The sequence below is a fragment of the Amycolatopsis sp. CA-211722 genome, assembly GCF_056828465.1.
The window spans coordinates 132,932-158,033 of the sequence record NZ_CP184752.1; the positions used below are offsets into that span (position 1 = coordinate 132,932).

Here is a 25,102-nt window from a genome sequence, read left to right on the forward strand (position 1 = left end):
TTCGCGTATCGGACACCCGGCGTAGGCTGGGTGAGTGCGTGACATCCCCATCGACGAGGTCGACCACCTCGACCGCGCGGTGGTGGCGATCCGCACCGATTACCCGCCGGGGCACCGGATCCTCCCGCATCGGCACCGGCGGGCGCAGTTCCTCTACAGCGCGACCGGATCGATGCGGGTCGAAACGGCCGACGGCACGTGGACCATCCCGACGCGGCGGGCGGTGCTCGTGCCGCCGGAAACGGTCCATCAGGTCTTCACCACGACCGTGAGCACCCGGAGCCTGTACATCGAGCCGAAGGCGGCGCCGTGGTTCCCGCACCGCTGCCAGGTCGTCGAAGTCTCCGCGCTGCTCCGGGAACTCCTGAACGAGGCCGTCGGCGTGCCCGATCTGTACGCCCCACGTGGGCGGGACGCCGCGGTCGTCGGCCTGACCCTGCACGAGATCCGCCGGGCCGCCCCGGTCCGCCTCGATCTGCCGCTGCCGAAGCACGACCGGTTGCGCGCCCTGTGCGAGTCCTTTTTGGACGATCCGGACATCCACGATCCGGCCGGTGGGTGGGCGGCCAGGCTGCACGTGAGCGAGCGGACGCTGAATCGGCTCTTCACCGCCGAAACCGGGCTGAGCTTCGCCCGCTGGCGGCAGCGGGCCTGCGTCCTGCATTCCCTCTCGCTGCTGTCGGACGGTCTTCCCATCGCCGGGATCGCCGCCTCGCTCGGCTACGAGAGCCCGGCCGCGTTCTCCACGATGTTCATCCGGCTTCTCGGCACTTCACCGAAGGACTACCGCGCCGCTGTCTCAAAGTGAGACACGGCACCTCTCCCACGGTTCCGCCCGCGCCCCTACCTTCCGTTCAAGCCCAGGCGAACAAGGGAGTCATCGCATGAGCAAGAACGTACTCGTCACCGGTGCGGCACGAGGAATCGGAAAGGGGATCGCGCTCCGGCTGGCCGCCGACGGGCACGACGTCGCGGTCAACGACGTCGCCGCCAACGAAGCGGAACTCGAAGCGGTCGCCAAGGAGATCCGCGCAGCGGGGCGGCGGTCGGCGACGATCACGGCGGACGTTTCCGACCCGGAGGCGGTCACCGCCATGGTCACCGAAACCGCCGCCGCGCTGGGCTCTTTGGACGTCATGGTGGCGAACGCGGGGATCGCGCAGGTCCTGCCGCTGCTCGAAGTGACCCCGGAGGACTGGGACCGGATGATGGCCGTCAACGCGCGCGGCATCTTCCTCTGCTACCAGGCCGCGGCCAAGCAGATGATCCAGCAGGGGAACGGCGGCAAGATCATCGGCGCGGCCTCCATCGTCGCCCATCGCCCGTTCGCGTTGCTCGGCCACTATTCCGCGTCCAAATGGGCGGTGCGCGGGCTGACCCAGGCCGCCGCGATGGAATGGGCCCGCCACGGCATCACCGTCAACGCCTACTGCCCCGGCATCGTCGGGACGGCCATGTGGGACCTCATCGACGAGAAACTGGCGGAATCGGAAGGAATCCGGAAGGGACAGGCGATCGAGAAGTACTCGAATCTGATCCATCTCGGGCGGGTCTCCGTTCCCGAGGACGTGGCGGCCTACGTGTCGTATCTCGCCTCGCCGGATTCCGACTACATGACCGGCCAATCGGTGATGATCGACGGCGGAATCCAGTTCTCCTGAACTTCCTTGTCCCGCCTCGATTCCGGGGCGGGACAAGACCGCTTCGTCAGGCACGCTGCGCGCGTGCGGCCCCGGCGCAGTACACGCCGAAGGCCGCGACCCCGGCGGCCACCACGACGAGCAGTACCGTGCCGAACGGCTGAGCGGCCAGGGTCCGCAGGGCGGCGTCGAGCCCGCCGGAGCGGGCCGCGTCATGGGTCAGCGCCGCGAAGCCGACGAGCACCGAGACCACGCCGAACACGACACCCCTTGCCACGTAACCGATCCTGCCGAGCCGCTCCACCCACCGCCGGGTCCCCGACGGGAGCCGCGAGAGGTCGAGATCCTCCAAGAAGGTCCTGCGTACGCCCTTCACCACCGACCCCACCGCGACCCCGAACACGACGACGGCCACCACGGTCACCAGGAACGGCCCGGCGGGCAACCCGAGCAACCGCGCGGTGAACTCCTGCTGTTTCTGGTCGCCGCTGCCCTGCTCCCCCGAGCCCATGGCGACCCTGGCCGCGTAGACCCCCAAGGAAATCCCCACCACGCAGCGCACTCCGGACGTCACTCGCTTGACGGCGCGCTTCCGCCGCTTGCCGATCCAGGTGTAGCCGACCGCTGCCAGCAACCCCTGCCACAGGCCGTAGGCCACCAGCCCGGCCGCCAGCACCCACAGCAGCACACCGCCCACGGGCGTCGAGCCGACCTCCGCGATCGCGCCGCGGCCGTCGGCCTCCTGGCCGCCACCGCCGACGGCGACGCGGACCGCCAGGTACCCGATGAGCAGGTACACCAGGCCGTAGCACCCCATCCCGATCCGCCCGAGCACCTGGACGGCGGTGTTGTGCCGCACCTGTCCGGCCTTGGTCGCGGACATCCGGTCCACCTCCTCGTGAGTCTTCATCGAGTGTCGCCGCCGACGGCCATGACCGCCGCGTGACTGGTCCGTCCGGCCCAGTGCGAAATCTTTTTCCGGGCCGATGTCGATCGGGACGGGACGCGTTCGTAGCCAGGGTGAGAGACGAACTCACCGAAGGAGCATCATGACCGCGAACTACACCTTTGACGTCTTTTCCAGCCTCGACGGCTACGGCTCCCACACCGGCGATTGGGGCGGCTACTGGGGCAAGCAGGGCCCCGAACTCCTCCGGCACCGCCTCGCCCAGTACTCCGGGGAGCAGCGGATGGTCTTCGGCGCCACCACGTTCCGCGCGAACATGGCGATGCTGAACGCGGAGATCGTGGAGCGCGAGGCGCTGGACCCGTGGGTCTCCCGGCTGAAGCACCTGCCGGCGACGGTGGTGTCGACCACGCTGAGGGAGCCACTCGACTGGCCGGACGCGACCGTCGTGCCCGGGGACGCGGTCGACGTCGTGACCCGGCTCAAGGCGGAGTCGGATGTGCCGCTGCGTTCGCACGGCAGCCTGGCGATGAACCGGGCGTTGCTGGCCGCCGGCCTCGTGGATCGTGTCCAGGTGACGATTTTCCCTGTGATCACCGGGAAAACCGGAGCCGACTCGATCTTCCGGGGCGCGGCCGACTTCGACCTCGAACTGCTCGAGAGCCGTACCTTCGACGGGCGCGTCCAGGAACTCGTCTATCGCCCGACCCGGCACGAATCGAGCTGACCGTCTACAAAGGACGGTGGCGGGAACCGAGCCAGGGCGCCAGCAGGGCTTCGAGGTCGGCGTCCGACAACGCGTACGGCCCGCCGTGGAATTCGTGCCACCGCGAAGCGTCGCGCGCCGCCATGTACTCCACCTCGAACGCCCGCATCAGGACGTACATGAAGGTCACCGAGCTGAACCGCTCACCGAGCAACGTCCTGGCCTCGCGCGCGACCCCGGTCGCGCCGTGACCGATCACGTCCGTGAGCTTCAGCTCCTCCGCAGCCGGGTCCAGCAGGCTGGGGGCATACATCACGACAAAATCTCCATCACTGAAAGGAAGGACTCAGTTCTCGGCGGCGAGCTGACCGCACGCCGCCGCGATCTCCTGACCACGCGTGTCACGGACCGTGCACGCCACTCCACCCGCGTTCACCAGCCGGACGAACTCCCGCTCCACCGGCTTCGGCGATGCGTCCCACTTGCTGCCCGGCGTCGGGTTCAGCGGGATCACGTTCACGTGCACCAGCTGGCCGAGGTGCTGACGAAGCCGCTTCGCCAGCAGCTCGGCACGCCACGGCTGATCGTTGACGTCCCGGATCAGCGCGTACTCGATCGACACCCGGCGGCCGGAAGTGTCCGCGTAGTACCGGGCCGCGGACAGGACCTCGTCCACCGACCAGCGCTCGTTCACCGGCACCAGCGTGTCCCGCAGCTCGTCGTCGGGCGTGTGCAGCGAAACCGCCAGCCGCACCTGCATCTTCTCGTCCGCGAGCTTGCGGATCGCCGGCGCGAGCCCCACCGTCGACACCGTCACCGAACGCTGCCCGATACCGAGGCCGTCCGGCGAGGGATCCGTGATCCGCCGGACCGCCGCCACCACCCGCTTGTAGTTCGCCAGCGGCTCGCCCATGCCCATGAAGACGATGTTCGACAGACGGCCGGGGCCGCCGGGCATCGCGCCGTCGCGCATCACCGCGGCGGCGGAGCGGACCTGGTCGACGATCTCCGCGGTCGACAGGTTCCGGTCGAGACCGCCCTGGCCGGTCGCGCAGAACGGGCACGCCATGCCGCAGCCCGCCTGGCTCGAGATGCACAGGGTCGCCCGATCCGGGTAGCGCATCAGCACGCTCTCCAGCAGTGTCCCGTCGTGCGCGCGCCACAGCGTCTTGCGCGTGGTGCCGTCGTCGCACGCGAGCGCCTTGATCTCGGTGAGCAGCGTCGGCATCAGATCGCCGACGAGCTTCTCCCGCGACGCCGCCGGGATGTCGGTCATCTCCTCCGGGTCCACCGTGAGCCGCGAGAAGTAATGGTTCGAAAGCTGCTTCGCGCGGAACGGCTTCTCCCCCAGCTCGGCGACGGCAGCGGCCCGCTCGGCGGCGGAAAGGTCGGCGAGGTGGCGCGGCGGAAGGCCGCGCTTGGGCGCGTCGAAGACGAGAGGGAGGGCAGTCATAGCTCACTCAGTGTCCCATGTCCACCTTCGACGCGCCTGGGCCGCCCCGGATCGCTGTTCCCCAGGTCACGTGAATCGTGCCCGTGCCGGCCGTGCGGATCGCACATCAGGAGACGTCGGGAGGTCACGTCCGGCCCGAGACTTGGTCATGTCGCGCCACGGAGCGTGACGACCCGAGTGAAAATCAGGAGGACCCATGATCTCGACCTTCGAGCGCCCCGCCGCCGTCGTCGTCCACAACCGGGCCGTGGTCCACAACCGCGCGGTCGTCCACAACCGGGCCGTCGTGCACAACCGCGCGGTCGTCCACAACCGTTCCGCCGCCAAGTAAACCGGCCGACAACGCCGCCCGCGCCGCCGCGGTCCCGCGCCCTGGGGCCGCGGCGGCGAGGCGGGAGTCCTGGAAACGATGGGGTTGCCATGGGGTCCGAAGAGGTCAGACCACGGCTCGACGGGATCGAGATCACCGATCTCGAACCGGAGCTCTGCTTTCTCGTCACGCCCAACGGGGGCCAGTACTCCATCGCCGCGCCGACCCGGGAGTTCCGTGCCTGGGCGAGCCGTTGCGACGGCACCCGCACCCGTGCCGAACTGCTGGCAGGCATGGATCCGGACTACGAGGAAGTGATGGACATCCTCGAAGCCGACGGCTGCCTCCGCTCGACCCGGGACACCGCGACCGGCGACGCCGCCACCACCTCGATCCTGCTCACCGGCTCGGCCGCGCTCATCGGGCCCTTGGCGGAAATCCTCGACGCCGGCGGATACGCGAGCGTCGAGACGGTCCCCTATTTCCACGATCTGTCCGAAGTGGACACCGAGAACACCGTCGTGGTCGCGGCCTTCGATCACCCCGCCTACACCGAATTGATCGCGCTGGACGCGTTGTGCGCCGGAAGCGGGGTGCGCTGGCTGCCGTTGCGCCGGGAACGCGGCCGGGTGATCGCCGGACCCGCGATCGCGCCCGGCGGCATCGACTTCGCCGACGTCGTCGCCCGGCGCCGCTCCGCCGCGCCGGACCCGCGCGTCGTCGAGGCGTTCCTCTCCGCACCGTCGGACTCCACCCCGCTTCGGCCGGGCGACGCGCGCTGGGCGCTGACCACCCTCGCCGTCCATCTCGAACATTGGCTCTCCGGCGGACGATCCGGCCTGACCACCGGCGAGATCGAACTGAACCCGGCGGACCTCACCGAGCTCCGCCGCCCGATCCTCCCCATCCCCGACCGGGCCCGGACCGTTCCCACCGTGACCGATCCCGAGCTGCTGGTGGACGACCAGACCGGGATCGTGACCGGCGTCGGTGAGATCCCGCCCGCACCGGGGATGCCCGCGCGGCTGCGGGTCTGCGCGGTCGATGTCGCGGACATGCGCCGCGTGACGAACTGGCCCAACGACCGTCAGGCCTTCGGCACGTCGTGGCACGACTTCGACCTCGCGCGCCAGTCGGCCATCGGCGAAGCGGTGGAGCGCTACTGCGGAAGCTGGCTCGCTCCGGAGCGCGAAGTGTGCTTCGGCAGCTACAAGCAGTTCTTCCGCTACGGTGTCCCAGCACTGGACCCGCAACGGCTGAACCTCTATTCGGCCACGCAGTACCGGTCCCCGGGTTTCCCGTTCGCGCCACTGACCCAGGACACGGAATGCTCGTGGGTGGAAGGCTTCTCCCACACCGCCGGCGAACCCGTCTGGGTTCCGGCGTTCCTCTTCTCGAACGAACGACGGCCGGAGGAGGCGTATTTCGCCGATCCGCTGATCGCCGGCCTCGCGAGCGGGACCACTGAAGAGCACGCCGTGACCTCCGGCCTCGAAGAGGTCCTCGAGCGCGACACGACCATGCTCTGGTGGGCGAACACGCCACGGCTCGGCAGGCTCACCATCCCGGCCGAGATCCGGTCGCTCATCGCCGACGCCACCGACGACTACGAGGTCACGCTCATCCACCTGGACAACGAGTTCGACGTCCCGGTGGTCGCCGCGGTGGTCCTCGACCGCGTGAAACGCTGGCTGTCGATCGGCTTCGCGACCCGGCCGGACGCGTTGGAGGCCGCGAAGAAGGCACTCGCCGAAGGATTCACGCTGCAGCACACCTGCCGCGCCCTCGACGACGAACACGAACTGTCCGGTATGCGCCGGGACCTGCCGCATCTGGGCAACCTCAAGCCGCACCGGGCCGACCGGCGCTACCTGGACTCCTACCGCGAAGACTTCGCCGACGTCGCGGATCTCCTTTGCCAGCAACAGATCTATCTCGACCCGCGGGCCGTGAAGCGAGTGGCGCCCTGGCTGATGGACCTGCCGAGCCGAAGCTGGGACGACCTTCCCGCCCTCGGGGAGCGGCGGCTCAAGGCCTACCAAGCCCGCGTCGAAGCCCGCGGCTTCGAGGTGCTCAGCGTCGACCTGACGACCTGCGACGTCGCGGCCGCCGGATTCCACGCCGCGCATACGCTGGTCCCGGGGCTCGTGTCGAACTTCCCCGCCGGATCCCCGTTGTGGGGCAACGGAAGGATCTCCGACGCGGCGGTGGAGCTCGGCTGGCGGGCCGAACCGCTCGCCGAGCACGAACTCAACGTCTTCCCGCTCCCCCACGCGTGATGGCCACCGCCGACCTGCTCGGGCTGCCGAGCACTCGCGGCCGGTTCCCACTCATCGCGGCGCAAAGCGTCGACGCGCTCGGAACCGGTCTGTTCCTGCCGTTCGCCGTCGTGTACTTCCACGCGGCGAAGGGGCTGTCCCTGACGGCGGTCGGAGCGGCGCTGTCGATCGCGGCGCTGATCGCGTTGCCGTCGGGTCCGCTCGCGGGACGGCTGATCGACCGGTTCGGGCCGGGCCGGATGGTGATCACCGCCAACCTGATCCGCGCCGTGACCTTCACCGGCTACGTCTTCGCCGGCGAGGCCTGGCATCTGGTCGTCCTTGCCGCGATCACCTTCTGGGGCGAGGGCATGTTCTGGCCGTCGACCGGCGCGCTGGTGGCGCAGGTGGCCGACGACGGCCAGCGCGCCCGCTGGTACGCGATGGAACGCGCGCTGCGCAACGTCGGCATCGGGCTCGGCGGGCTCCTCGGCGCCGCGATGGTCGCTGGGGGCGGCACCGGCGGCTACACGACGATCGTGCTGGTCAACGCGGCGAGTTTCCTCGTCGCGGCGCTACTGGTCGCCTCGTGGCGAGCCCCGGCGAGCACCCCTCGCGGGACCGAATCCGAGGCCGTTCCCGCGGGCGGCTACCGGAAGGTCTTCGCCGACCGGATCTTTCGCGGCGTCCTCGTGACCGTCTTCGTCTTCGCGTTGTGCGATCTGGCGTTGACCGTCCTGCTCAGCGCGTACGTCCTCGACGGCCTGAAGCTGCCGGCTTGGCAGCCCGGTGTCCTGTTCGCGATCAACACGGTGCTGGTCGTCCTCGCGCAGACCGTGGTGTCACGCCGCGTCGAGCGGCGTCGCATGCCACGCACGCTTCAGGTCTCGGCCGCGGTGTGGGCGGTGTCGTTCGTCCTGTTCGCGCTGGCGCCCACCGAGCGGCCCACGATGGCGTTCCTCGTGCTCACCCTCGCGATGATCGTCTTCACCGGCGCCGAACTGCTCCAGGCGCCGACCAGCAGCGCGCTGACCGTCGCGATCGCCCCGGCGCGGCTGCGCGGCCGCTATCTCGGCCTCGAAGAACTGGTGTGGAGTGTGGCGCGGGTGATCGCCCCGGCGATGTTCACCTGGTTGCTGTCGCACGGTGCCGCTCTGCCGTGGCTGGTGCTGATCGGCTGTTGTGGCGTGGCGATCGTGGTGCTGGGCAGACTGAACCGTGCACTCTGAACTGGACGACGTCTACCGCCGCGTCTACCGCGAACCGCCGTACTTCGAAGGCGAGGACGACGTCGCCCGCTTCGGGGTGCTGTTCGCCGAACACGCCGCGCTTCCCGGGTTCGCCATGACCACAGTGCGCGAAGCCGGCGTACTCGGTGGCTTCGCTTACGGAGTCCGGCAGGAAGCAGGGTGGTGGCCCGAACGCGCGACGGCTCCGGCGCCCTCGTGGCTCGACGGCGAAGAGCTGTTCTACGTGTACGAGCTGGCACTCCTCTCCGAACTCCGAGGCCGCGGACTCGGCCGCGCTCTGCTCGATGACCTGCTGAAAGAGCGGCCCGAACGGTTCGCCGTACTCGCGTCCCGCGTCGAGGCGCCCGCCCGGCGCCTGTACCGCCGCTGGGGCTGGCGGAAGGTCGGCGAGTACGACTTCGGTGGCATCGATCTGCTCGCGCTCGACCTCTCCTGAGGGCCGGCTCACCCAGAACGGGTTGCCGTGCGACTGTTTCCGATATATCGTGAACATGTCGGAACAGTACGTAGAGAGGATTCACATCATGCGACGACGACCTTTCCCCCCAGAACACGGCCGTCCGGCCTTCGGCCCTTGGTCCCGCGGCGGCTTCGGCGACTTCCCGCCGGGTCCGGGCGGGCCGGGCCACCGGCACCGGCACGGCCGCCGCGGCGGTCCCGGGCGGCGCGGCAAACGCGGCGACGTCCGCGCCGCGATCCTGGCGCTGCTCTCCGAGCAGCCGAGGCACGGCTACGAGATCATCCGCGAGATCGGCGAACGCAGCGGCGGCTTCTGGAAGCCGAGCCCCGGCTCGGTCTACCCGACCCTCCAGCTGATGGCCGACGAAGGCCTGGTGATCGGCAAGGACGAGAACGGCAAGAAGCTGTTCGAGCTCACCGAATCCGGCCGCGCCGCGGCCGAGCAGCAGGACGCCGTCCCGCCGTGGGAGCAGATCGCCCACGACGTCGACCCGGTCGAGGTCAACCTGCGCAAGGCGGGTGCGACCCTGGCCGCGGCCGTCGCGCAGGTGATGCACGCCGGCACCGAAAACCAGCAGGCCCGCACCGTCGACGTGCTCAACGAGGCACGCCGGACGATCTACGGCATCCTCGGTGAGGCCGAGGACGCCACCCCGGACGAGGACACGGAGTGACCTGGTACGACGAGGCCGGTGGGCTTCACGCGTGTATGCACGCGGTAGCCCACCGGCAGCGTCATCCGCTTCTCCCCGGAGCCTGACGAAACCTCGTTGAGGCGCCGGACCTCCGCGATCGCCTTCGCCGCGACCGGAGCGCTGAACTCGATCTTCAGCACCGCCTCCATCTCGGCGGCGTCCTCGAACAGCCACCGCGTCATCACCTTGCGGCAGCCGAATCCCTGACGGGCGAAGAACTTCTCCACCCCGGGCGGGTCGTAGTGCGGCAGATCCAACCGCATCCAGCGTCCGTACGGCTCACTCGTCACATCGAGATCCACGATCGTCAGCAGCCCGCCCGGACGCAGCACCCGCTCCGCTTCGCGAAGACCGGGTTCACAACCGGGACCGAAGAAGTACGCCGTGCGCGCGTGGACTACGTCGAAAGCCGCGTCCGGCAAGGGAAGCCGCTGCGCACGCCCTTGCCGCACCTCGACGTTGCCCAGCCGCCCCACCCGCTTCCGCGCGTCACGGACGAGCGGCTCATGGGGTTCGATCCCGACCACCGTCCGCGCCGTCGCGGCGAAGCGTGGCAGGTGGAATCCGTCACCGCAGCCGATGTCGAGGACGTCCGCGCCGGACCAATCGCGATACCCGGCGAGCACGCGCCAGATCTCGCCGTCGACGTCCTGCGCGCGGTTCTCGAGCTCGTAAGCCTTCTGGTAGTACCAGATGTTCGGGCTCGGCAGCACCTCCTCACCGCCGCGGCGGGAGGAGGAGAGGGCTCGGGGAAACCAGCGCACGGAAGCTCCAACGAAGGGACACCGGGCCGGGTTCCGGGGTCGTCCGGTCGAAATCTTTGACGGAAAACAATGCGGTCAGCGACTAGACTTTACTCCCACCGGTAAGGGAGAACCGCATGTCGCTCGGCTCGGCCGCCCACACTTCCGTCATCCCTTCGGGAATCCCGTGCTGGATCGAGCTCGCGTGCAGAGACGAAACGGCCGCACAAACCTTCTACAGCGGGCTTTTCGACTGGGAGTACGTCGTCCAGCGCGATCCGGCGACACCGACCGGCCGCTACTCGATCGCGACGCTGAACGGCGTTCCGGCCGGTGGTCTGTACCGCGCGGGCACGGGCGGCCCCGCCGGATGGAGCGTCCACATCTCGGTACCCCAGGCGGCCGCAGCCGCCGAATGGGTGGACAGTCTCGGTGGCCGGGTCACCCTCGGGCCGGTGGCGATCCCCCATCGCGGCAACATCGTCCACGCCGTCGACGCGTGCGGCGCGCACGTCGTCTTCTGGGAGCCGCCCGCCACCTGGGAGTTCGCGACAGGCGTGCCGAACACGTTCAGCGGCGCGGATCTCAACACCCACGACGGCGCGGCGGCGGATCACTTCTACTGCCGCCTCTTCAACTACACCAGCCACCAGATCGGTGACGGCGCCTCGCTCGACTACGCCGAATGGCTCATCGAGCACGAACCCGTGCTGTACCGGTACGTGATGGGTTCGGAGTATCGGCCGGACACGCCTCCGCACTGGATGGTCTACTTCGAGCTCGACCCGGCCCGGGGCGCGGACGCCGCCGCGGGACAGGCCTTGATGCTCGGCGGTGCCGTCGTGGTCCAGCCCTACGACACCCCGTACGGCCGGATGGCGATCCTCGCCGACCCCGATGGTTCGGTGTTCGCCGTGATCGACCATTCGCGGGCCGTCGAGGGCTGGGGCACCGCCGAAGTCGACGATCCCTACGACGACTGAGCCCGATCCCGCCCGATCGCCGACCAGAATCGGCAATCGTGGACGGCCGCGAGGTCGACCGGGCCGATCGCGCCCGGCGCCAGCGACTGCGTCCGCGGAGCGGGACGCCAGTTCGGCGGTTCTTCGCCGTTCGGGTCACCGGTGCGCGCGAACGCGGTCCAGTACCGAATCATTTGTGCCCCGAGTTCCCGCTGCGCGGGCGTCAAATTCGCCGGAAGCGCGGCCACATCGGACAAATAGGCCAATTCGGCTCCATGTGAGGCGCCCATGGACATTCCGGGCGGCGCGGGAAGAAGCGAGGGCCCGTTCCGATCCGCGAACTCGTAGCCGAAGGTCCGGGTGTGCTCGCGCAGCAAGAGTTCGGTCTCCAGCTGCGTGCATCCCCAGATCCGGTCGGTCATCGCGTCCGCGAACGCCATCGACGGGCCGCCGTGTTTCGCCGACGGATACCGGGCGGCGACCAGCCGCGCCTTCTCCCTGAAAGCGGTTCGCAGCAGTTCCTGGTACCGCTCCTCGGTGAACGGATGCCCGGGGAACATGGCGACGAACATCCTCGCCTCGTCCCTCGTGATCCCCGTCATCACCGGGACCCGGGCGAAGCGGCCCGCCTTCAGGGCCTTCGCCGGATGCTCGGGCAGGACGCCGGTGCCGTACGCGGGCTGCGCGAACGGCTGGTTCACCAGTGCCTTGACCGGAAGCCGCCGGAGACAGGCGACATCAACGCAGCCGAGTTTCCCGGCGGCGCCGGCACCCATCGCTTCGACGTCCGCCCGGGATCGGTACGGCGTGCCCGCGGGCAAGCCGGGGACGAAACCGCCGTCCGGCCAGTCCAAGGTGCACGGACTGCTCTGGATGATCACGCGGTGGAACAACCCCGCCGCCGCCGGGGAGGCCAAGTGGGCGCAGGCACTCATCGAGCCCGCCGATTCGCCGAACAGCGTGACGTTCCCCGGGTCTCCCCCGAAGGCGTGCGCGTTGCGCTGCACCCAGCTGAGCGCGGCCTGCTGATCCTGGAGACCGAAAACGCCGGAGTCGCGGCCGAGTTCCGGATGCCCGAAGAAGCCGAACACCCCCAGCCGGTAATTCACGGTCACCACGACGACGTCCCCGGCCAGCGCCATACGCTTGAAGTCGTAGTCGCTGCCCGCCCCGTACATGAAGCTGCCACCGTGGACCCAGACCATGACCGGACGCGGTTTCCGCGCCGGCCCGGCCGGGCTGATCACGTTGAGATACAGGCAATCCTCGTTGTCGCTGGGCGCCGGACCGAGCCCAGCCTCCTGCGCGCACCGAGGCCCCGGTCTGCTCGCGTCCCGCACGGCGGTCCAGGGTTCGGGTCTTCGCGGCGGCGCCCAGCGCAGGTCGCCGATCGGGGGCGCCGCGAACGGAATACCGTGGAAACTCCGGTATTCGCCGGTACTCACGCCGCGAACGGGACCGGAATCCGTGCCGACGACCGGGCCTGAGCCCGCCTCCGCCGCGGTCGTCGTCAGTGCCCCGAGCATCACCAAGCTCAGAGCCGTGGCCAGAAATCGCTTGCCCATCCGTCGAGTGCGCATACCCCCGACCATGACAGAGCGCCCGGCTCGTCACAGGGACTTGGCCTAAAGAGGCACGAATGCGGACAGCAGCAGCCAGGAGACGACGGCCGAAGGGAGCAACGAGTCGAGCCGGTCCATCAGCCCGCCGTGCCCCGGCAGCATGTTCCCCATGTCCTTGACGCCGAGGTCACGCTTGATCAGCGACTCGACGAGATCGCCCAGCGTCGCGGTGCAGACGATCGCCGCGCCGAACAGCACACCCTGCCAAGCATGGCCGTCGAGGAGAAGGCTCAGGGTCAGCGCGCCGGCGACCACACCGGCCACGAGCGAACCGGCGAACCCTTCCCAGGTCTTCTTCGGGCTGATGCTCGGCGCCATCGGATGCTTGCCGCCCAGTACCCCGGCGATGTAGCCGCCGGTGTCCGAAGCGACCACACCGATCATGAACGCCAGCACCCGGCCGACGCCGTCCGCCGGCGGGACGAGCATGGCGGCGAACGCGCCGAACAGCGGGATGTACGCGGCGGCGAAGACCGACGCGCTGATGTCGCGCAGGTAGCCGTCCGCGCCGCCGGGCAACCGCCACAGCAGGCAGACGAGCACCGTCAGCACGAACGCCGTCAGCGCGCCTTCGCGGCCGTACGGCCACGCCAGCCAGATCATCGCCTGACCGCCGACGAGCACCGGGACCAGCGCGATCCGGATACCCGCCGCGCGCTTCAGTGCCCCGGCCAGCTCGATCGTGCCGACCGCGATGGCGATCGCGATGATGCCGATGAACAGATAGCGCACGGTGAGCAGGGACGTGACGATCGCCGCCCCCAGCAGCAGCCCGACCCCGATCGCGGCGGGCAGGTTGCGGCCGGCGCGGGAAACCTTCTTCGCCGGTTCCGGCTTTTCCGCCGGAACCGGTTCCGGGTCGTCCACCCGGTCCTCGCGTTCCTCGCTCACCTGGCTCATCAGACCTCGAGTAGCTCGGCTTCCTTGTGTTTCACCAGCTCGTCGACCTTGTGGCTGTAGGTGTCGGTGAGGTTCTGGAGCTCCTTCTCGGCGTGGACGACCTCGTCCTCGCCCGCCTCGCCGTCCTTCTTGATCCGGTCGAGCTCTTCCTTGGCCTTGCGGCGGACGCTGCGGATCGAAACGCGGGCGTCCTCACCCTTGGCCTTGGCGACCTTCACCATCTCCTTGCGGCGCTCCTCGGTGAGCTGCGGGATGACGATGCGGATCACGTTGCCGTCGTTGCTCGGGTTGACGCCGAGGTCCGACTCGCGGATCGCCTTCTCGATGGCGTTGAGCGAGGTCTGGTCGTACGGCTTGATCAACGCCATCCGGGCTTCGGGGATGTTGACGCTCGCCATCTGGTTCAGCGGGGTCGGCGCGCCGTAGTACTCGACGACAATGCGCGAAAACATCCCGGGGTGGGCCCGGCCGGTGCGTACCGACGACAGGTCCTCCTTGGCGACGGACACCGCTTTTTCCATCTTCTCCTCGGCGTCGAGGAGGGTCTCGTCGATCACGGCAACTCCCGTTGTTGTGTATGCGTACCGATTGCGAAGATCAGAGCAGGCCTACGCGGGCACCCCGTCGGCGGGGGTGTCGACCAGGGTGCCGATCCTCTCACCACTGACCGCACGGGCGATGTTCCCCTCGGTGAGCAGATTGAACACGATGATCGGCATGTTGTTGTCCATGCACAGGCTGAACGCGGTGGCGTCGGCGACCTTGAGGTCCCGTTCCAGCACCTCGCGGTGACTGATCTCGTGGAACATCTCGGCGGTCGGGTCGCTCTTCGGGTCCGCGGTGTAGACGCCATCGACGGCCTTCGCCATCAAGACGGCTTCGCAGCCGAGCTCGAGCGCGCGCTGCGCGGCGGCGGTGTCGGTCGAGAAGTACGGCATGCCGACCCCGGCGCCGAAGATGACGACGCGGCCCTTCTCCAGGTGACGCTCGGCGCGGCGCGGGATGTACGGCTCGGCGACCTGCCCCATGGTGATGGCGGTTTGCACGCGGGTCGGCAGGCCCTCCTTCTCCAGGAAGTCCTGCAACGCCAGGCAGTTCATGACGGTGCCGAGCATCGCCATGTAGTCCGCGCGGTCGCGGTCCATGCCGCGCTGCGACAGCTCCGCGCCGCGGAAGTAGTTGCCACCGCCGATCACGACGGCGATCTGCACGCCCGTCCGCGCGACGTCGGCGATCTGCTGAGCGACCGAGTGCACCACATCCGGATCAACCCCGATGGAACCACCGCCGAACATCTCGCCGCCCAGCTTCAGCAGCACCCGCCGGTATCCGCCTTCGACCCGGACACCCATGTCGCCCTCCCTAATGCTCTGAACCCGACTGTGCCCCGTCCCCGATGGACGGAGACGGGGCACAGTGGTGATTCTTGTGTTCCGCGCCTGGATCAGGCCTGGCCGACCTCGAACCGGGCGAACCGGCTCACGGACACGCCGGCCTCGTCGAGCAGGGCCTTGACGGTCTTCTTGTTGTCCTTGACCGACGGCTGCTCGAGCAGGACGTTGTCCTTGTAGTACGCGTTGACCTTGCCCTCGATGATCTTGGGCATGGCCTGCTCCGGCTTGCCCTCTTCGCGGGCGGTGGCCTCGGCGACGCGACGCTCGTTCTCGACGACCTCGGCCGGGACCTCGTCACGGGTCAGGTACTTGGCCTTGAGCGCGGCGACCTGCATGGCGGCGCCACGGGCGGCCTCGGCGGCGGCCTCGCCCTCACCGGTGTACTCGATGAGCACGCCGACGGCGGGCGGGAGGTCCGCACCGCGACGGTGCAGGTACGTGGTGGTGGTGCCCTCGTAAGCGGCGACGCGGCGAAGCTCGAGCTTCTCACCGATGCGGGCGGCCAGCTCCTGGACCTGCTCTTCGACGGTCTTGCCGTCGAGCGAGGCGGCCTTCAGCTTCTCGACGTCGCTGGTCTTCTCGGCCTTCGCGACCTCGACGATCTTCGCGGCGAGGGCCTGGAAGTCCTCGTTCTTCGCGACGAAGTCGGTCTCGGAGTCGAGCTCGATCAGCACGCCGCCGTCACCGGCGACGAGGCCCTCGGCGGTGGCGCGCTCGGCGCGCTTGCCGACGTCCTTGGCGCCCTTGATGCGCAGGAACTCGACGGCCTTGTCGAAGTCGCCGTCGTTCTCCTCCAGCGCCTTCTTGCAGTTCATCATTCCGGAGCCGGTGAGCTCCCGGAGACGCTTCACGTCTGCGGCGGTGTAGTTCGCCATCGTGGGTGTGTCCGTCCTTTTTCAGGTACGAGAAAGTCTTTTGGGGAAGTCACCCGTGGGGCCGCCTCCAGGCGGCCCCACGGGCTGGTGGATCAGGAGGAGGCGGTGGCCTGCTCGGCCGGAGCCTCGGTGGCGGCCTCGGTCGCGGCGGCGGCTTCCTTGGCGTCCGCGGCGGCGGTCTCGGAGCCGGCGAGCAGCTCCTTCTCCCACTCGGCCAGCGGCTCGTCCGTGGCGACGCCCGCCTCGGGCTTGGCGTCGGCGGAGGAACCGTTGCGGCTGGAGCGGGCCATCAGACCGGCGGCGGCGGCCTCGGCCACGACCTTGGTCAGCAGCGCGGCCGAACGGATGGCGTCGTCGTTACCCGGGATCGGGTAGTCGACCTCGTCCGGGTCGCAGTTGGTGTCCAGGATCGCGACGACCGGGATGTTCAGCTTGCGAGCCTCGCCGACGGCGATGTGCTCCTTCTTCGTGTCGACGATCCACACGATGCTCGGCACCTTGGCCATGTCGCGGATACCGCCGAGGGTCTTCTCGAGCTTGTCCTTCTCACGGGTGAGCGTGAGGATTTCGCGCTTGGTCAGGCCGGCGAAGCCGCCGGTCTGCTCCTGCGACTCGAGCTCCTTCAGGCGGAGAAGACGCTTGTGCACCGTCTGGAAGTTGGTCAGCATGCCGCCGAGCCAGCGCTGGTTCACGTAGGGCATGCCCACGCGCGAGGCCTCGGCCGCGATGGCTTCCTGGGCCTGCTTCTTCGTGCCGACGAACATGATGGTGCCGCCGTGCGCGACGGTTTCCTTGATGAACTCGTACGCACGGTCGATGTAGGTCAGCGTCTGCTGCAGGTCGATGATGTAGATGCCGTTGCGCTCGGTGAAGATGTAGCGCTTCATCTTCGGGTTCCACCGACGGGTCTGGTGCCCGAAGTGCACGCCGCTGTCGAGCAGCTGCTTCATGGTGACGACGGCCATTGCCGGAATCAACCTCTTCTGTGTCGTGCGCGCCCGGCTCCGCCGGAACGCGCTTGCTCGGTTCGTCGCTCTCGGCCGGGTGGCCGATCGCCCTGGTGCCGATGCTCGGGCCCGGACCCGGGAGCGAAGTACCCCAGGGACCGCCGGGCCGTGTGCCCCCGCTGTCCTGACCCTCCGTGAGGAGATCGGCCATCGGGAGCGCGCACGTGCACGCGAAGTCAGTCCGCTGCCGCGGACCGCGCAAAAGAGTCTACTCCCTGTCGCCACCGGGTACCGCACCGGCAGCCCCTGATGAGAGGGGTTGTCCACAACCACCTCGGTTATCCACAGATTCCACCGGCGCGCCCCGCCCGCCACGCCGTGACCCCAACCTGGAACACATGACAACGACCACCTCATCCCGCCCCGTCACCAGGCATTCCTTCGCGATCGACCGCACCGGCGGCAGGCACCGCCGCCCAGGGCACGCCCGGCGCCTACCTCGCCTCGCGATCCTCGCGACCGCGCTGGCGATCCTCACGTCCGCGGCGATGCCCGGAACGGCGAGAGGGGCGCCCTCCCCGCAAGGGCGCCTCTCCTGGCCGCTCTCGCCGGCACCGAGCGTCACCAGGTACTTCGAGCCGCCCTCGACGCCGTACGGCCCCGGCCACCGGGGCGTCGACCTCGCCGCACCGCCGGGCGCGAACGTGCTCGCGGCCGCCGAGGGCGTGGTGATGTTCGCCGGACAGGTGGCGGGCCGCGGAGTGGTGTCGATCGATCACGACGGAGGGCTGCGCACCACCTACCAGCCGCTCGCCCCGACGGTCACCGCGGGTGATCAGGTCCACCGAGGCCAGGTGCTGGGAACACTCGCTCCGGGCCACCCGGGCTGCCCGGAGCCGGCGTGCCTGCATTTCGGCGTCCGGAAGGGCGAGGAGTACGTCGACCCGCTCACGTTGATCGGTGAACCGTCCGAGATCCGCCTCAAACCCTGGGAAGGAGACTGAGCAGGAATTCGCCGGAGCCCGCGGTACCCGCCGGTCCGTGGCAGTCTGCGGCTTGCTCGCGCCCTGGCGCAGTGTTGCTTTCGTGCCCCCGGTCGCTTTCGTACCCCCGGTTGCTTTCGTGCCCCCGGTCGCTTTCGTACCCCCGGTTGCTTTCGTGCCCCCGGTCGCTTTCGTGCCCCCGGTTGCTTTCGTGCCCCGGTCGCTGCTGTGCCCTTTTGCTGCCGTGCCCCGCTGCTGCCGTGCCCCGGAGTGGTTCCGCGGACTTCGCACCTGCGGCAGTTTGGCGCGATTCACGTGTCCAGACACGGAACTCGCGTGATCGGAGACCGAACTCGCGTGATTGAGGAGCGCACTCGCGTGATTGGGGAGCGAACACATCGGGCGGACTCCGCGCCGTGTGATCCGGCTGGAGACAGGCTTCTCCCATCGGCACACGGGCTTGAGCACATACGAGTTGCCAGTGCCAGCTGGAGCTTGAGATTCACGAGAGAAGGGCCCGCGAGCCGGGGCGCGACGCTTGCTTCTCGGTGCAGGACGTTGGCTAGGCCTGCTCGACCAGTTTGGCGCGCAACCGCATGACGGCGCGGGTGTGCAGCTGGCTGACCCGCGACTCGGTGACGCCGAGGACCTTGCCGATCTCGGCGAGCGTCAGGCTTTCGAAGTAGTAGAGACCGACCACGATCCGGTCGCGCTCGGTGAGCTGGGCGATCGCCTGCGCGAGCTGGCGGCGATTGTCCTGGTCGACCAGCACGGCCACCGGGTCGACGGCGCCGTCGTCGGGCAGGGTGTCGACCAGTGAGCCGCTGTCCTTGCCCGCGGCGACCAGGTCTTCCAGGGCGATGACACTGGTGAGCTGCATCTGGCCGTAGAACTCGCGCAGGTCGTCGACGCTGATCTCCAGCTCGGCCGCGAGTTCGGCGTCGGTCGGGGTGCGGTTCAGCCGGGCGCCGAGGCGTTCCAGGGCGCGCTCGGCTTCGCGGGCCTTGCTGCGCACCGCTCTGGGGACCCAGTCCTGGGAGCGCAGGTCGTCGAGGATCGCGCCCCGGATGCGCTGCATGGCGTAGGTCTCGAACCGCAAGCCTCTGGCCGGTTCGAACTTCTCGATCGCGTCGACCAGGCCGAAGATCCCGGACTGGATCAGGTCCCCGACGTCGACGTGGGTCGGCAGCCCGGTGCCGACCCGGCCGGCGACGTACTTGACGAGCGGGGCGTAGTGCAACACGAGCCTGTCCCGCACGATCTGGTCCGGGGACTCGGTGAACTCCCGCCACAGCGCCTGGATCCCGGCGTCCACTTCGTAGCCGGTCCGCGCTTCGGGCGCGACGGCAGGACCGTCCCCGCCGGGGCGGTGTTTCCCGGCGGCTTCGGTGACATGTGGGTCGGCGGTCATCGGGCCGCCGTTCTCAGCATGCGACTCAGCGTGTTCTCCGTGCTCGTGCGGATGCGCGTGCGCCGCCGGTCCGGGCCGCCGGGTCACCTGCCGAGTTCTCCCCGGCATCATCGGGCCCGGGGGTGCGCGCGGTCGTGGATCGCCTTCAGCCGATCGACGGTCACATGAGTGTAGAGCTGCGTTGTGGCCAGCGTAGCGTGACCAAGCAGTTCCTGAACGCTCCGAAGATCAGCGCCGCCTTCGAGGAGATGAGTGGCCGCGGAATGCCTCAGGCCGTGCGGCCCCATGTCGTTCGCGCCCGGCACCGAACCGACGGCGTCGTGGACGACGCGACGGGCCGCCCGTGGATCGAGCCTTCCTCCCCGCGCCCCGAGGAAGAGCGCCGCTTCCCCCGGTCCTTTCGTTTCGACGGCGAGCTTTCCCCTTCCCTCGTCCAGCCACGCCCGCAAGGCCGCTTCGGCGGGGACTCCGAACGGCACGACACGTTCCTTGCCGCCCTTGCCCAGCACGAGCACCACCCGGCGGGAGAAGTCGACGTCTCCCACATCCAGCCCGCACAGTTCCGAGACCCGCACACCGGTCGCGTAGAGCAGTTCCACGATGGCACTGTCCCGCAATGCCACCGGGTCGCGCTGTTCGGCACCGGCGGCTGAGAAGCGCATGACGTCACTGGCCTGCTCCGCGCGGAGGACCCCGGGAAGCTTGCGGTGCGCGCGGGGCGCCACCAGCCGCCCACCCGGATCCGACGCGAGCGCCCCCTTTCGGTGGGCCCACGCCGTGAAGGTGCGGGCCGCCGCGGCCCGCCTCGCCAACGTCGTCCGGCTCGCACCTTCCTCGCGTTGCCGGGCGAGCCAGCCACGCAGTGTCCCGATGTCGAGGTCGGAGAACCGGCCACCGTTCCCGTCCACGAAAACCGTCAACGACACCACGTCGCCGAGGTAGGCACGCACCGTGTGCGCGGACAACCCGCGTTCGAGGAAAAGGTGTCGCTCGTAGTCGTCGATCAGCTTCCGGACAGGCTCCGGCAGCGCGGCACGGGCGGCACGCAGATCGGGTCTGCGGGCGCGTTTCCCCGTGCCGTGGGGACCTTCGGTCGACGGCATGCCGATCACGCTGCGCGATGTACGGCGGATGGTCAAGTATCGCCGCACCCTGATGCGGTGTCCGTGGTCGGATCGTGCCGGGATGGCGTCTCAGGTGTAGGCCAGTCAGGTCTTGGCGGCGCGTCTTCGCCACCCTGTGTCACCCCTTTCCGCGAAGCCATCGAGTTCGAGGGCCGGAAGCAAGGAACGGACACGTTCGACCGGGATGCCCGACTCGGCGGCGATCCGTTCCACGGGCCTCGCGGACCGATCGGACAGCGCGTCGTGCACTCGCAGTGCTTCCGGCCCGAGCTGATCGGTGCGGCGGCGCGGCTTCGACGGATCCGCTCCCGGCGCCCCGAACCGTCCCGCCGTCTCGAGGATCTCGTCGACCGAGGTCACCAGCGTGGCTTCGCCTTCACGGATCAGCGCGTGGCAGCCGGCGGACATCCCCGAGGACACCGGTCCCGGCATGGCCATCACGACCTTGCCCAGCGCTCCGGCCGTCCCCGCGGTGTTCCGCGCGCCACTGCGCCTGCCCGCCTCGACCACGACGGTGCCCTCCGTGAGCGCCGCTATGAGCCTGTTCCGGACCAGGAAGCGATGCCTCGCGGGTGTCGTGCCCGGCGGGTACTCGCTGACCACGGCGCCGGCCTTCCCGATGGAGCGCAGCAAGGTCGCGTGCTGGGCCGGATAGCCGACGTCGACACCGCAGCCGAGCAGGGCGACCGTCGTGCCGTCCGCGCTCAGCGCTCCCCGGTGGGCCGCGCCGTCGATGCCGTACGCCGCCCCCGAGAACACCGGGATTCCCCGGCTCGCCAGGTGGTAGCCCACCTCGGCCGCGTTGTGCTCGCCGTACCCGGTCGCCGCGCGGGCGCCGACGATCGCGATCGCCTGGTCCACGGCCTCGTCGAGCCTCGCGGGGCCGCGTACCCACAGCGCCAGCGGAGGTGCCACGCCGGAGACACCCCTGCTCTGGGCCACGGCCAGCGAAAGCAACGGCCAGGCCGGCCATTCGTCGTCTTCCGGGATGACGAGGCGGGCCTCGCCTGCCTCGGCCCGCTCCAGGTCCCGCTCGGCGTAGTCGTGTGCTCGCCGTGCGGCGGTCTCGTCACGTACCTTCGGCGGGCACTCGGCTCTTCTCACTCGTTCCGCGGCGGCGATGGGGCCGATTTCACCGACGAAATTCGCCAATGCGGGCGCCGGTGGCTCGGCCACGCGCAGGAGATACGAGCGGGCGACGCGTTCGGCGTCGAGTTCACTCATCCGGCTGACCTCTCCCGGAAGTTCAGGGCAGCAGCGACCTCATCCGCCTCCGGCTTGTCGGCGCCGTTCAAATCGGCGAGCGTCCAGGCGATGCGAAGGCAGCGATCGGCGCCGCGCGCGGTGATCGCGCCTCGCTCCAACGCACGGTCCAGCAACGCCGTGACCTGCGACGGCAGCGCGAACTCACGCCGCAGTGCCGGGCCGGGCACCTCGGCGTTCGTGAGCCAGCCTTGTTCCGCCCAGCGTTTTCCGGCTCGCTCGCGTGCCTCCAGCACTCGCTCCCGGACGGCCGCCGACGCTTCGGGTGGCTCGCTCAGGTGCGCGCTGAGCGCGGAAAGCGGGCGCAGCCGCACCCGTAGATCCACCCGATCGAGTAATGGCCCGGAGAGCCGGCTCAAGTAGCGCCTCCGCACGGTCGCGGAGCACGTGCAGTCGGCGTCCTTCGCCGGAGCGCAGGGACAGGGATTGGTCGCCAGCACCAGTTGGAACCGCGCTGGGTACCGCACGGCGCCCTTGACCCTCGCGATCCGCACTTCGCCCTCTTCGAGCACCGTGCGCAGCGACTCCAGCCGTTCCGGGCCGAATTCGCACACCTCGTCGAGGAACAGGATCCCCCGGTGCGCCCGGCTGATCGCGCCGGGCACGGCGAGGCCGCTTCCTCCGCCGATCAGGGCGGGCACGCTGATCGAGTGATGCGGCGCGACGAACGGCGGGACGGTGACGAGCGGCGCGGACCTCGACAGCGAACCGTCGATCGAATGGATCGCCGTGACCTGCAACGACTCTTCGGCGGTCAGCCGCGGGAGGAGGCCGGGAAGGCGTTTGGCGAGCATCGTCTTGCCCACCCCGGGCGGTCCGGTCATGAGCAGGTGATGCCCGCCCGCCGCGGCCACCTCCAATGCCCACCGCGCTTCCGGCTGTCCCACGACGTCCGCGAGGTCGGGCACCTGTGGCGGCTCTTGGACGGCGGAAGGCCCGGGCCGGGTGAGCTCCCCCTCGCCTTTGAGCCAGTCCACGAATTCGCTCAGCCGGGCCACCCCGCCGACCTCCAGGCCGTCCACGAGAGCGGCTTCGAACAGGGACTCGGCGGGGACGACGGCTCTCCGGTACCCGGCGTTGCGCGCCGCCAGGAGCCCTGGCAGGACCCCGCGGACCGCCCGCACCCGGCCGTCCAAGGCCAGTTCGCCGAGCAGCACGGTGTTCAGCAGCTTCGTGGCGGGAACCGATCCGGTCGCGGCCATGATCGCCGCCGCGATCCCCAGGTCGTAACCGGATCCCACCTTCGGCAGGTTCGCCGGCGACAGGCCGAGGATCACCCGCTCGTCCGGCCAGGTCCGCCCCGAGTTGCGGACGGCGGAGCGGACCCTGTCCTTGGCCTCTTTCAGCCCGGTGTCGGGGAGCCCGACCATCGTCACCTTCGGCGAGCCTCCGCCGATGTCGGCCTCGATCTCGATCATCCTGCCCTCGACGCCGAGCAACGCGACGGACCAGGCCCTCGCCAACGCCATTCAGAACGCCGCCTTGATATGCCGCACCTTGGGCGGGGCGTCGGGCCGGGCGACGATCGCGATGATGTCGTAGCGGACGGGGCACCAGCGGAGCATGAACCGCCGCTGCCACTGGTACGCGAGGCGGCGGATGCGGTCCGCCTTGTCCGGGGTCACCGCCTCGGCGGGCGTGCCGAAACCGACCCCGGTCCTCGTCTTCACCTCGCAGAAGACGAGGCGTTTGGTGTCGGTCGCGATGAGATCCAGCTCGCCGTCACGGCAACGCCAATTACGGCTCAGGACGACGTAACCCGTCTTTTCCAGATGCCGGACCGCGAGCTCCTCGCCCCATCGGCCCAGTTCGATGTGTGGTGCCCCGGCGGACGGCTGTTCGGCCGTGCTCGTCATCTCGATCCCCCTCAGCGATCGTCACGGTGCGTGTGCGATCAACGCTGCCAGGGTGAGGGGGCGACGGACAGAGGTGATTTCGCGGCCTGTGGACAACTGGGGTGTTGTGGATGGTTCGGGCGTCGCGGGAGGTCGTCGGCCTGAATCGTCGGTGGGCTGTGCTAGGCGGACCGGAGATACGTGAAGGCCCCCTTCGTGCGACGAAGGGGGCCTTTACGTGCTTTCCGAAGATCAGCCGGAGAACGGCCCGTCCTCCGGCAGCCGGAGATCCGGTTTGTCGAGTTCTTCGACGTTGACGTCCTTGAACGTGATGACCCGGACGTGCTTGACGAACCGCGCGGGCCGGTACATGTCCCAGACCCACGCGTCGGACATGCGGACCTCGAAGTACACCTCACCGCCGCCGTCGCGCACCTGCACGTCGACGGCGTTGGCCAGATAGAACCGCCGCTCGGTCTCCACCACGTACGAGAATTGGCCGACTATGTCGCGATACTCGCGGTAAAGCGAGAGCTCCATCTCGGTCTCGTACTTCTCGAGATCCTCTGCGCTCATGAAATCCGCGCCCCTCCTCGCGATTTTGCTGCTGCTCCAGCGGCGGAGCGTTCATTGTTACCCACGTACGGGCCGAGGGCACGTATCGGCACGCTCGGGTTTTCCAGTGCCGCGACGGTCAGCACCACCGGATGAGGTGGTGGTACGCGGTGCGCGGCGGCCACGGTGGCCACGTTCGTGTACGACCAGCGATGGACCGGGCTCGGACCGTGAGTGTTCAGTGCCGCGCTGTGGTCGGTGGTGCTGTATCCCTTGTGCACGTCGAAACCGTAGTGCGGGTGGACGTCGTGCAGGTCGCCCATGATCCGGTCCCGGGTGACCTTCGCCAGCACCGACGCCGCCGCCACGCACGCGACGGCCTTGTCGCCCTTGAGCACCGGGATGCTCGGGGCGGGCAGCCCCGACACGCGGAATCCGTCGGTCAGGACGTAGCCGGGCGTGGTCCGCAGCGCCGAGACGGCGCGCCGCATGCCTTCGAGGTTCATGACGTGGATGCCGAACAGGTCGATCTCGGCCGCGGGGATGACGATGACCGAGTAGTCGACGGCACGCTGGACGACCCGGTCGTACACCCGGTCGCGAGCCTTGGCCGTGAGCACCTTCGAGTCGGTGAGCTCGGGAAGACGTGCGGCGTCACCCGGACGCAGGACGCAGGCGGCCACGACGAGCGGGCCGGCGCAAGCACCGCGCCCTGCCTCGTCGACTCCGGCGACGGGCCCGAGGCCCCGCCGGTCCAGCGCACCCTGCAACCCCCAGAAGAGGTCGCCACGCACCACTGCCCGCGGCGGC

At 69.3% G+C, this 25,102-nt stretch carries 27 protein-coding genes; 10 read left to right on the plus strand and 17 right to left on the minus strand.

The features are described 5' to 3' along the window. The first annotated feature begins 34 nt into the window (after positions 1-34). Positions 35-808, plus strand: a complete 774-nt coding sequence (locus ACOCEP_RS00595; RefSeq protein WP_482335242.1) for an AraC family transcriptional regulator — start codon at positions 35-37, stop codon at positions 806-808. A 76-nt stretch (positions 809-884) separates the two neighbouring features. After that, positions 885-1,661, plus strand: a complete 777-nt coding sequence (locus tag ACOCEP_RS00600) for an acetoin reductase (RefSeq protein ID WP_482335243.1) — start codon at positions 885-887, stop codon at positions 1,659-1,661. Positions 1,662-1,707: 46 nt separating this feature from the next. Here the strand turns inward: ACOCEP_RS00600 and ACOCEP_RS00605 are convergent, their stop codons facing one another. Beyond that, on the minus strand, positions 1,708-2,523 hold the full coding sequence (locus ACOCEP_RS00605; RefSeq protein WP_482335244.1) for a DUF1206 domain-containing protein: 816 nt from the start codon (positions 2,521-2,523) through the stop codon (positions 1,708-1,710). Positions 2,524-2,689: 166 nt separating this feature from the next. On the opposite strand from ACOCEP_RS00605, the gene ACOCEP_RS00610 reads away from it, so the two are divergent. Continuing rightward, positions 2,690-3,274 (plus strand): dihydrofolate reductase family protein, encoded by a 585-nt coding sequence (locus ACOCEP_RS00610; protein ID WP_482335245.1) that lies wholly within the window; start codon positions 2,690-2,692, stop codon positions 3,272-3,274. 4 nt (positions 3,275-3,278) lie between these two features. Here the strand turns inward: ACOCEP_RS00610 and ACOCEP_RS00615 are convergent, their stop codons facing one another. Both ACOCEP_RS00615 and rlmN read right to left on the minus strand, forming a co-directional pair. Next, positions 3,279-3,566 (minus strand): hypothetical protein, encoded by a 288-nt coding sequence (locus ACOCEP_RS00615; protein ID WP_482335246.1) that lies wholly within the window; start codon positions 3,564-3,566, stop codon positions 3,279-3,281. A gap of 33 nt (positions 3,567-3,599) precedes the next feature. Further along, on the minus strand, positions 3,600-4,706 hold the full coding sequence (gene rlmN / locus ACOCEP_RS00620; RefSeq protein ID WP_482335247.1) for a dual-specificity RNA methyltransferase RlmN: 1,107 nt from the start codon (positions 4,704-4,706) through the stop codon (positions 3,600-3,602). A 196-nt stretch (positions 4,707-4,902) separates the two neighbouring features. Here rlmN and ACOCEP_RS00625 point away from each other — a divergent pair, with 196 nt between their 5' ends. From ACOCEP_RS00625 to ACOCEP_RS00645, 5 genes are all read left to right on the plus strand, one after another. Then, entirely contained in the window at positions 4,903-5,037 is a 135-nt protein-coding gene (locus tag ACOCEP_RS00625) for a hypothetical protein (RefSeq protein ID WP_257485210.1), read from the plus strand. Between the two features lie 89 nt (positions 5,038-5,126). Further along, positions 5,127-7,295 (plus strand): YcaO-like family protein, encoded by a 2,169-nt coding sequence (locus ACOCEP_RS00630; protein WP_482335248.1) that lies wholly within the window; start codon positions 5,127-5,129, stop codon positions 7,293-7,295. After that, complete coding sequence (locus tag ACOCEP_RS00635) at positions 7,295-8,503, plus strand: MDR family MFS transporter (RefSeq protein ID WP_482335249.1); 1,209 nt, start codon at positions 7,295-7,297, stop codon at positions 8,501-8,503. Before ACOCEP_RS00630 ends, ACOCEP_RS00635 begins: the two co-directional genes overlap by 1 nt. Next, positions 8,493-8,960 carry a GNAT family N-acetyltransferase gene (locus tag ACOCEP_RS00640; protein ID WP_482335250.1) on the plus strand — a complete coding sequence of 156 codons (468 nt, stop codon included), beginning with the start codon at positions 8,493-8,495 and terminating at the stop codon, positions 8,958-8,960. Before ACOCEP_RS00635 ends, ACOCEP_RS00640 begins: the two co-directional genes overlap by 11 nt. A gap of 88 nt (positions 8,961-9,048) precedes the next feature. After that, complete coding sequence (locus ACOCEP_RS00645; protein WP_482335251.1) at positions 9,049-9,657, plus strand: PadR family transcriptional regulator; 609 nt, start codon at positions 9,049-9,051, stop codon at positions 9,655-9,657. On the opposite strand, the gene ACOCEP_RS00650 is transcribed toward ACOCEP_RS00645, so the two are convergent. Next, entirely contained in the window at positions 9,603-10,442 is an 840-nt protein-coding gene (locus ACOCEP_RS00650) for a class I SAM-dependent methyltransferase (RefSeq protein ID WP_482335252.1), read from the minus strand. The two genes, ACOCEP_RS00645 and ACOCEP_RS00650, sit on opposite strands and share 55 nt — an antisense overlap. A gap of 116 nt (positions 10,443-10,558) precedes the next feature. Here ACOCEP_RS00650 and ACOCEP_RS00655 point away from each other — a divergent pair, with 116 nt between their 5' ends. After that, positions 10,559-11,404: a VOC family protein gene (locus tag ACOCEP_RS00655; RefSeq protein WP_192740958.1), complete on the plus strand. Its 846-nt coding sequence runs from the start codon at positions 10,559-10,561 to the stop codon at positions 11,402-11,404. On the opposite strand, the gene ACOCEP_RS00660 is transcribed toward ACOCEP_RS00655, so the two are convergent. The 6 genes from ACOCEP_RS00660 to rpsB form a co-directional block, all read right to left on the minus strand. Next, complete coding sequence (locus tag ACOCEP_RS00660; protein WP_482335253.1) at positions 11,392-12,963, minus strand: carboxylesterase/lipase family protein; 1,572 nt, start codon at positions 12,961-12,963, stop codon at positions 11,392-11,394. The genes ACOCEP_RS00655 and ACOCEP_RS00660 overlap by 13 nt on opposite strands. Positions 12,964-13,008: 45 nt before the next feature. Further along, positions 13,009-13,905 (minus strand): phosphatidate cytidylyltransferase, encoded by an 897-nt coding sequence (locus tag ACOCEP_RS00665; protein ID WP_482335254.1) that lies wholly within the window; start codon positions 13,903-13,905, stop codon positions 13,009-13,011. Further along, positions 13,905-14,462 carry a ribosome recycling factor gene (frr, locus tag ACOCEP_RS00670; RefSeq protein ID WP_034310934.1) on the minus strand — a complete coding sequence of 186 codons (558 nt, stop codon included), beginning with the start codon at positions 14,460-14,462 and terminating at the stop codon, positions 13,905-13,907. Before frr ends, ACOCEP_RS00665 begins: the two co-directional genes overlap by 1 nt. Positions 14,463-14,513: 51 nt before the next feature. Further along, positions 14,514-15,257: a UMP kinase gene (pyrH, locus tag ACOCEP_RS00675; protein WP_005154669.1), complete on the minus strand. Its 744-nt coding sequence runs from the start codon at positions 15,255-15,257 to the stop codon at positions 14,514-14,516. A gap of 92 nt (positions 15,258-15,349) precedes the next feature. Next, complete coding sequence (tsf, locus tag ACOCEP_RS00680; protein WP_378368585.1) at positions 15,350-16,174, minus strand: translation elongation factor Ts; 825 nt, start codon at positions 16,172-16,174, stop codon at positions 15,350-15,352. 92 nt (positions 16,175-16,266) lie between these two features. Beyond that, positions 16,267-17,139, minus strand: coding sequence for a 30S ribosomal protein S2 (rpsB, locus tag ACOCEP_RS00685; protein WP_034310929.1), 873 nt, complete (start codon positions 17,137-17,139; stop codon positions 16,267-16,269). A 380-nt stretch (positions 17,140-17,519) separates the two neighbouring features. On the opposite strand from rpsB, the gene ACOCEP_RS00690 reads away from it, so the two are divergent. Continuing rightward, on the plus strand, positions 17,520-18,125 hold the full coding sequence (locus ACOCEP_RS00690) for a murein hydrolase activator EnvC family protein (RefSeq protein WP_482335255.1): 606 nt from the start codon (positions 17,520-17,522) through the stop codon (positions 18,123-18,125). A gap of 541 nt (positions 18,126-18,666) precedes the next feature. Here ACOCEP_RS00690 and ACOCEP_RS00695 read toward each other — a convergent pair. From ACOCEP_RS00695 to ACOCEP_RS00725, 7 genes are all read right to left on the minus strand, one after another. Then, positions 18,667-19,515, minus strand: a complete 849-nt coding sequence (locus ACOCEP_RS00695) for a FliA/WhiG family RNA polymerase sigma factor (RefSeq protein ID WP_126733408.1) — start codon at positions 19,513-19,515, stop codon at positions 18,667-18,669. Positions 19,516-19,622: 107 nt separating this feature from the next. Continuing rightward, positions 19,623-20,618, minus strand: a complete 996-nt coding sequence (locus ACOCEP_RS00700) for a tyrosine recombinase XerC (RefSeq protein WP_482335256.1) — start codon at positions 20,616-20,618, stop codon at positions 19,623-19,625. 105 nt (positions 20,619-20,723) lie between these two features. Next, positions 20,724-21,863, minus strand: a complete 1,140-nt coding sequence (dprA, locus tag ACOCEP_RS00705) for a DNA-processing protein DprA (RefSeq protein WP_482335257.1) — start codon at positions 21,861-21,863, stop codon at positions 20,724-20,726. After that, entirely contained in the window at positions 21,860-23,371 is a 1,512-nt protein-coding gene (locus ACOCEP_RS00710) for a YifB family Mg chelatase-like AAA ATPase (RefSeq protein ID WP_482335258.1), read from the minus strand. Before ACOCEP_RS00710 ends, dprA begins: the two co-directional genes overlap by 4 nt. Beyond that, a complete protein-coding gene (locus ACOCEP_RS00715; protein ID WP_482335259.1) occupies positions 23,372-23,758 on the minus strand; it encodes a YraN family protein in 387 nt (128 codons plus the stop codon). A gap of 231 nt (positions 23,759-23,989) precedes the next feature. Continuing rightward, a complete protein-coding gene (locus ACOCEP_RS00720; RefSeq protein ID WP_003096226.1) occupies positions 23,990-24,313 on the minus strand; it encodes a DUF2469 domain-containing protein in 324 nt (107 codons plus the stop codon). After that, on the minus strand, positions 24,310-25,089 hold the full coding sequence (locus ACOCEP_RS00725) for a ribonuclease HII (RefSeq protein WP_482339525.1): 780 nt from the start codon (positions 25,087-25,089) through the stop codon (positions 24,310-24,312). Before ACOCEP_RS00725 ends, ACOCEP_RS00720 begins: the two co-directional genes overlap by 4 nt. Between the last annotated feature and the right edge of the window lie 13 nt (positions 25,090-25,102).

What these genes read in the sequence shown, in the direction of transcription:
- ACOCEP_RS00690 (WP_482335255.1), top strand. Translation starts at nt 17,520, where the DNA reads ATGACAACGACCACCTCATCCCGCCCCGTCACCAGGCATTCCTTCGCG.
- ACOCEP_RS00610 (WP_482335245.1), top strand. Translation starts at nt 2,690, where the DNA reads ATGACCGCGAACTACACCTTTGACGTCTTTTCCAGCCTCGACGGCTAC.
- ACOCEP_RS00630 (WP_482335248.1), top strand. Translation starts at nt 5,127, where the DNA reads ATGGGGTCCGAAGAGGTCAGACCACGGCTCGACGGGATCGAGATCACC.
- ACOCEP_RS00665 (WP_482335254.1), bottom strand. Translation starts at nt 13,905, where the DNA reads ATGAGCCAGGTGAGCGAGGAACGCGAGGACCGGGTGGACGACCCGGAA.
- ACOCEP_RS00720 (WP_003096226.1), bottom strand. Translation starts at nt 24,313, where the DNA reads ATGAGCGCAGAGGATCTCGAGAAGTACGAGACCGAGATGGAGCTCTCG.
- ACOCEP_RS00600 (WP_482335243.1), top strand. Translation starts at nt 885, where the DNA reads ATGAGCAAGAACGTACTCGTCACCGGTGCGGCACGAGGAATCGGAAAG.
- ACOCEP_RS00660 (WP_482335253.1), bottom strand. Translation starts at nt 12,963, where the DNA reads ATGCGCACTCGACGGATGGGCAAGCGATTTCTGGCCACGGCTCTGAGC.
- ACOCEP_RS00645 (WP_482335251.1), top strand. Translation starts at nt 9,049, where the DNA reads ATGCGACGACGACCTTTCCCCCCAGAACACGGCCGTCCGGCCTTCGGC.
- dprA (WP_482335257.1), bottom strand. Translation starts at nt 21,863, where the DNA reads ATGAGTGAACTCGACGCCGAACGCGTCGCCCGCTCGTATCTCCTGCGC.
- ACOCEP_RS00695 (WP_126733408.1), bottom strand. Translation starts at nt 19,515, where the DNA reads ATGACCGCCGACCCACATGTCACCGAAGCCGCCGGGAAACACCGCCCC.
- pyrH (WP_005154669.1), bottom strand. Translation starts at nt 15,257, where the DNA reads ATGGGTGTCCGGGTCGAAGGCGGATACCGGCGGGTGCTGCTGAAGCTG.
- ACOCEP_RS00715 (WP_482335259.1), bottom strand. Translation starts at nt 23,758, where the DNA reads ATGACGAGCACGGCCGAACAGCCGTCCGCCGGGGCACCACACATCGAA.
- rpsB (WP_034310929.1), bottom strand. Translation starts at nt 17,139, where the DNA reads ATGGCCGTCGTCACCATGAAGCAGCTGCTCGACAGCGGCGTGCACTTC.
- ACOCEP_RS00655 (WP_192740958.1), top strand. Translation starts at nt 10,559, where the DNA reads ATGTCGCTCGGCTCGGCCGCCCACACTTCCGTCATCCCTTCGGGAATC.
- rlmN (WP_482335247.1), bottom strand. Translation starts at nt 4,706, where the DNA reads ATGACTGCCCTCCCTCTCGTCTTCGACGCGCCCAAGCGCGGCCTTCCG.
- tsf (WP_378368585.1), bottom strand. Translation starts at nt 16,174, where the DNA reads ATGGCGAACTACACCGCCGCAGACGTGAAGCGTCTCCGGGAGCTCACC.
- ACOCEP_RS00615 (WP_482335246.1), bottom strand. Translation starts at nt 3,566, where the DNA reads ATGTATGCCCCCAGCCTGCTGGACCCGGCTGCGGAGGAGCTGAAGCTC.
- ACOCEP_RS00625 (WP_257485210.1), top strand. Translation starts at nt 4,903, where the DNA reads ATGATCTCGACCTTCGAGCGCCCCGCCGCCGTCGTCGTCCACAACCGG.
- ACOCEP_RS00710 (WP_482335258.1), bottom strand. Translation starts at nt 23,371, where the DNA reads ATGGCGTTGGCGAGGGCCTGGTCCGTCGCGTTGCTCGGCGTCGAGGGC.
- ACOCEP_RS00605 (WP_482335244.1), bottom strand. Translation starts at nt 2,523, where the DNA reads ATGTCCGCGACCAAGGCCGGACAGGTGCGGCACAACACCGCCGTCCAG.
- ACOCEP_RS00700 (WP_482335256.1), bottom strand. Translation starts at nt 20,618, where the DNA reads ATGCCGTCGACCGAAGGTCCCCACGGCACGGGGAAACGCGCCCGCAGA.
- ACOCEP_RS00635 (WP_482335249.1), top strand. Translation starts at nt 7,295, where the DNA reads ATGGCCACCGCCGACCTGCTCGGGCTGCCGAGCACTCGCGGCCGGTTC.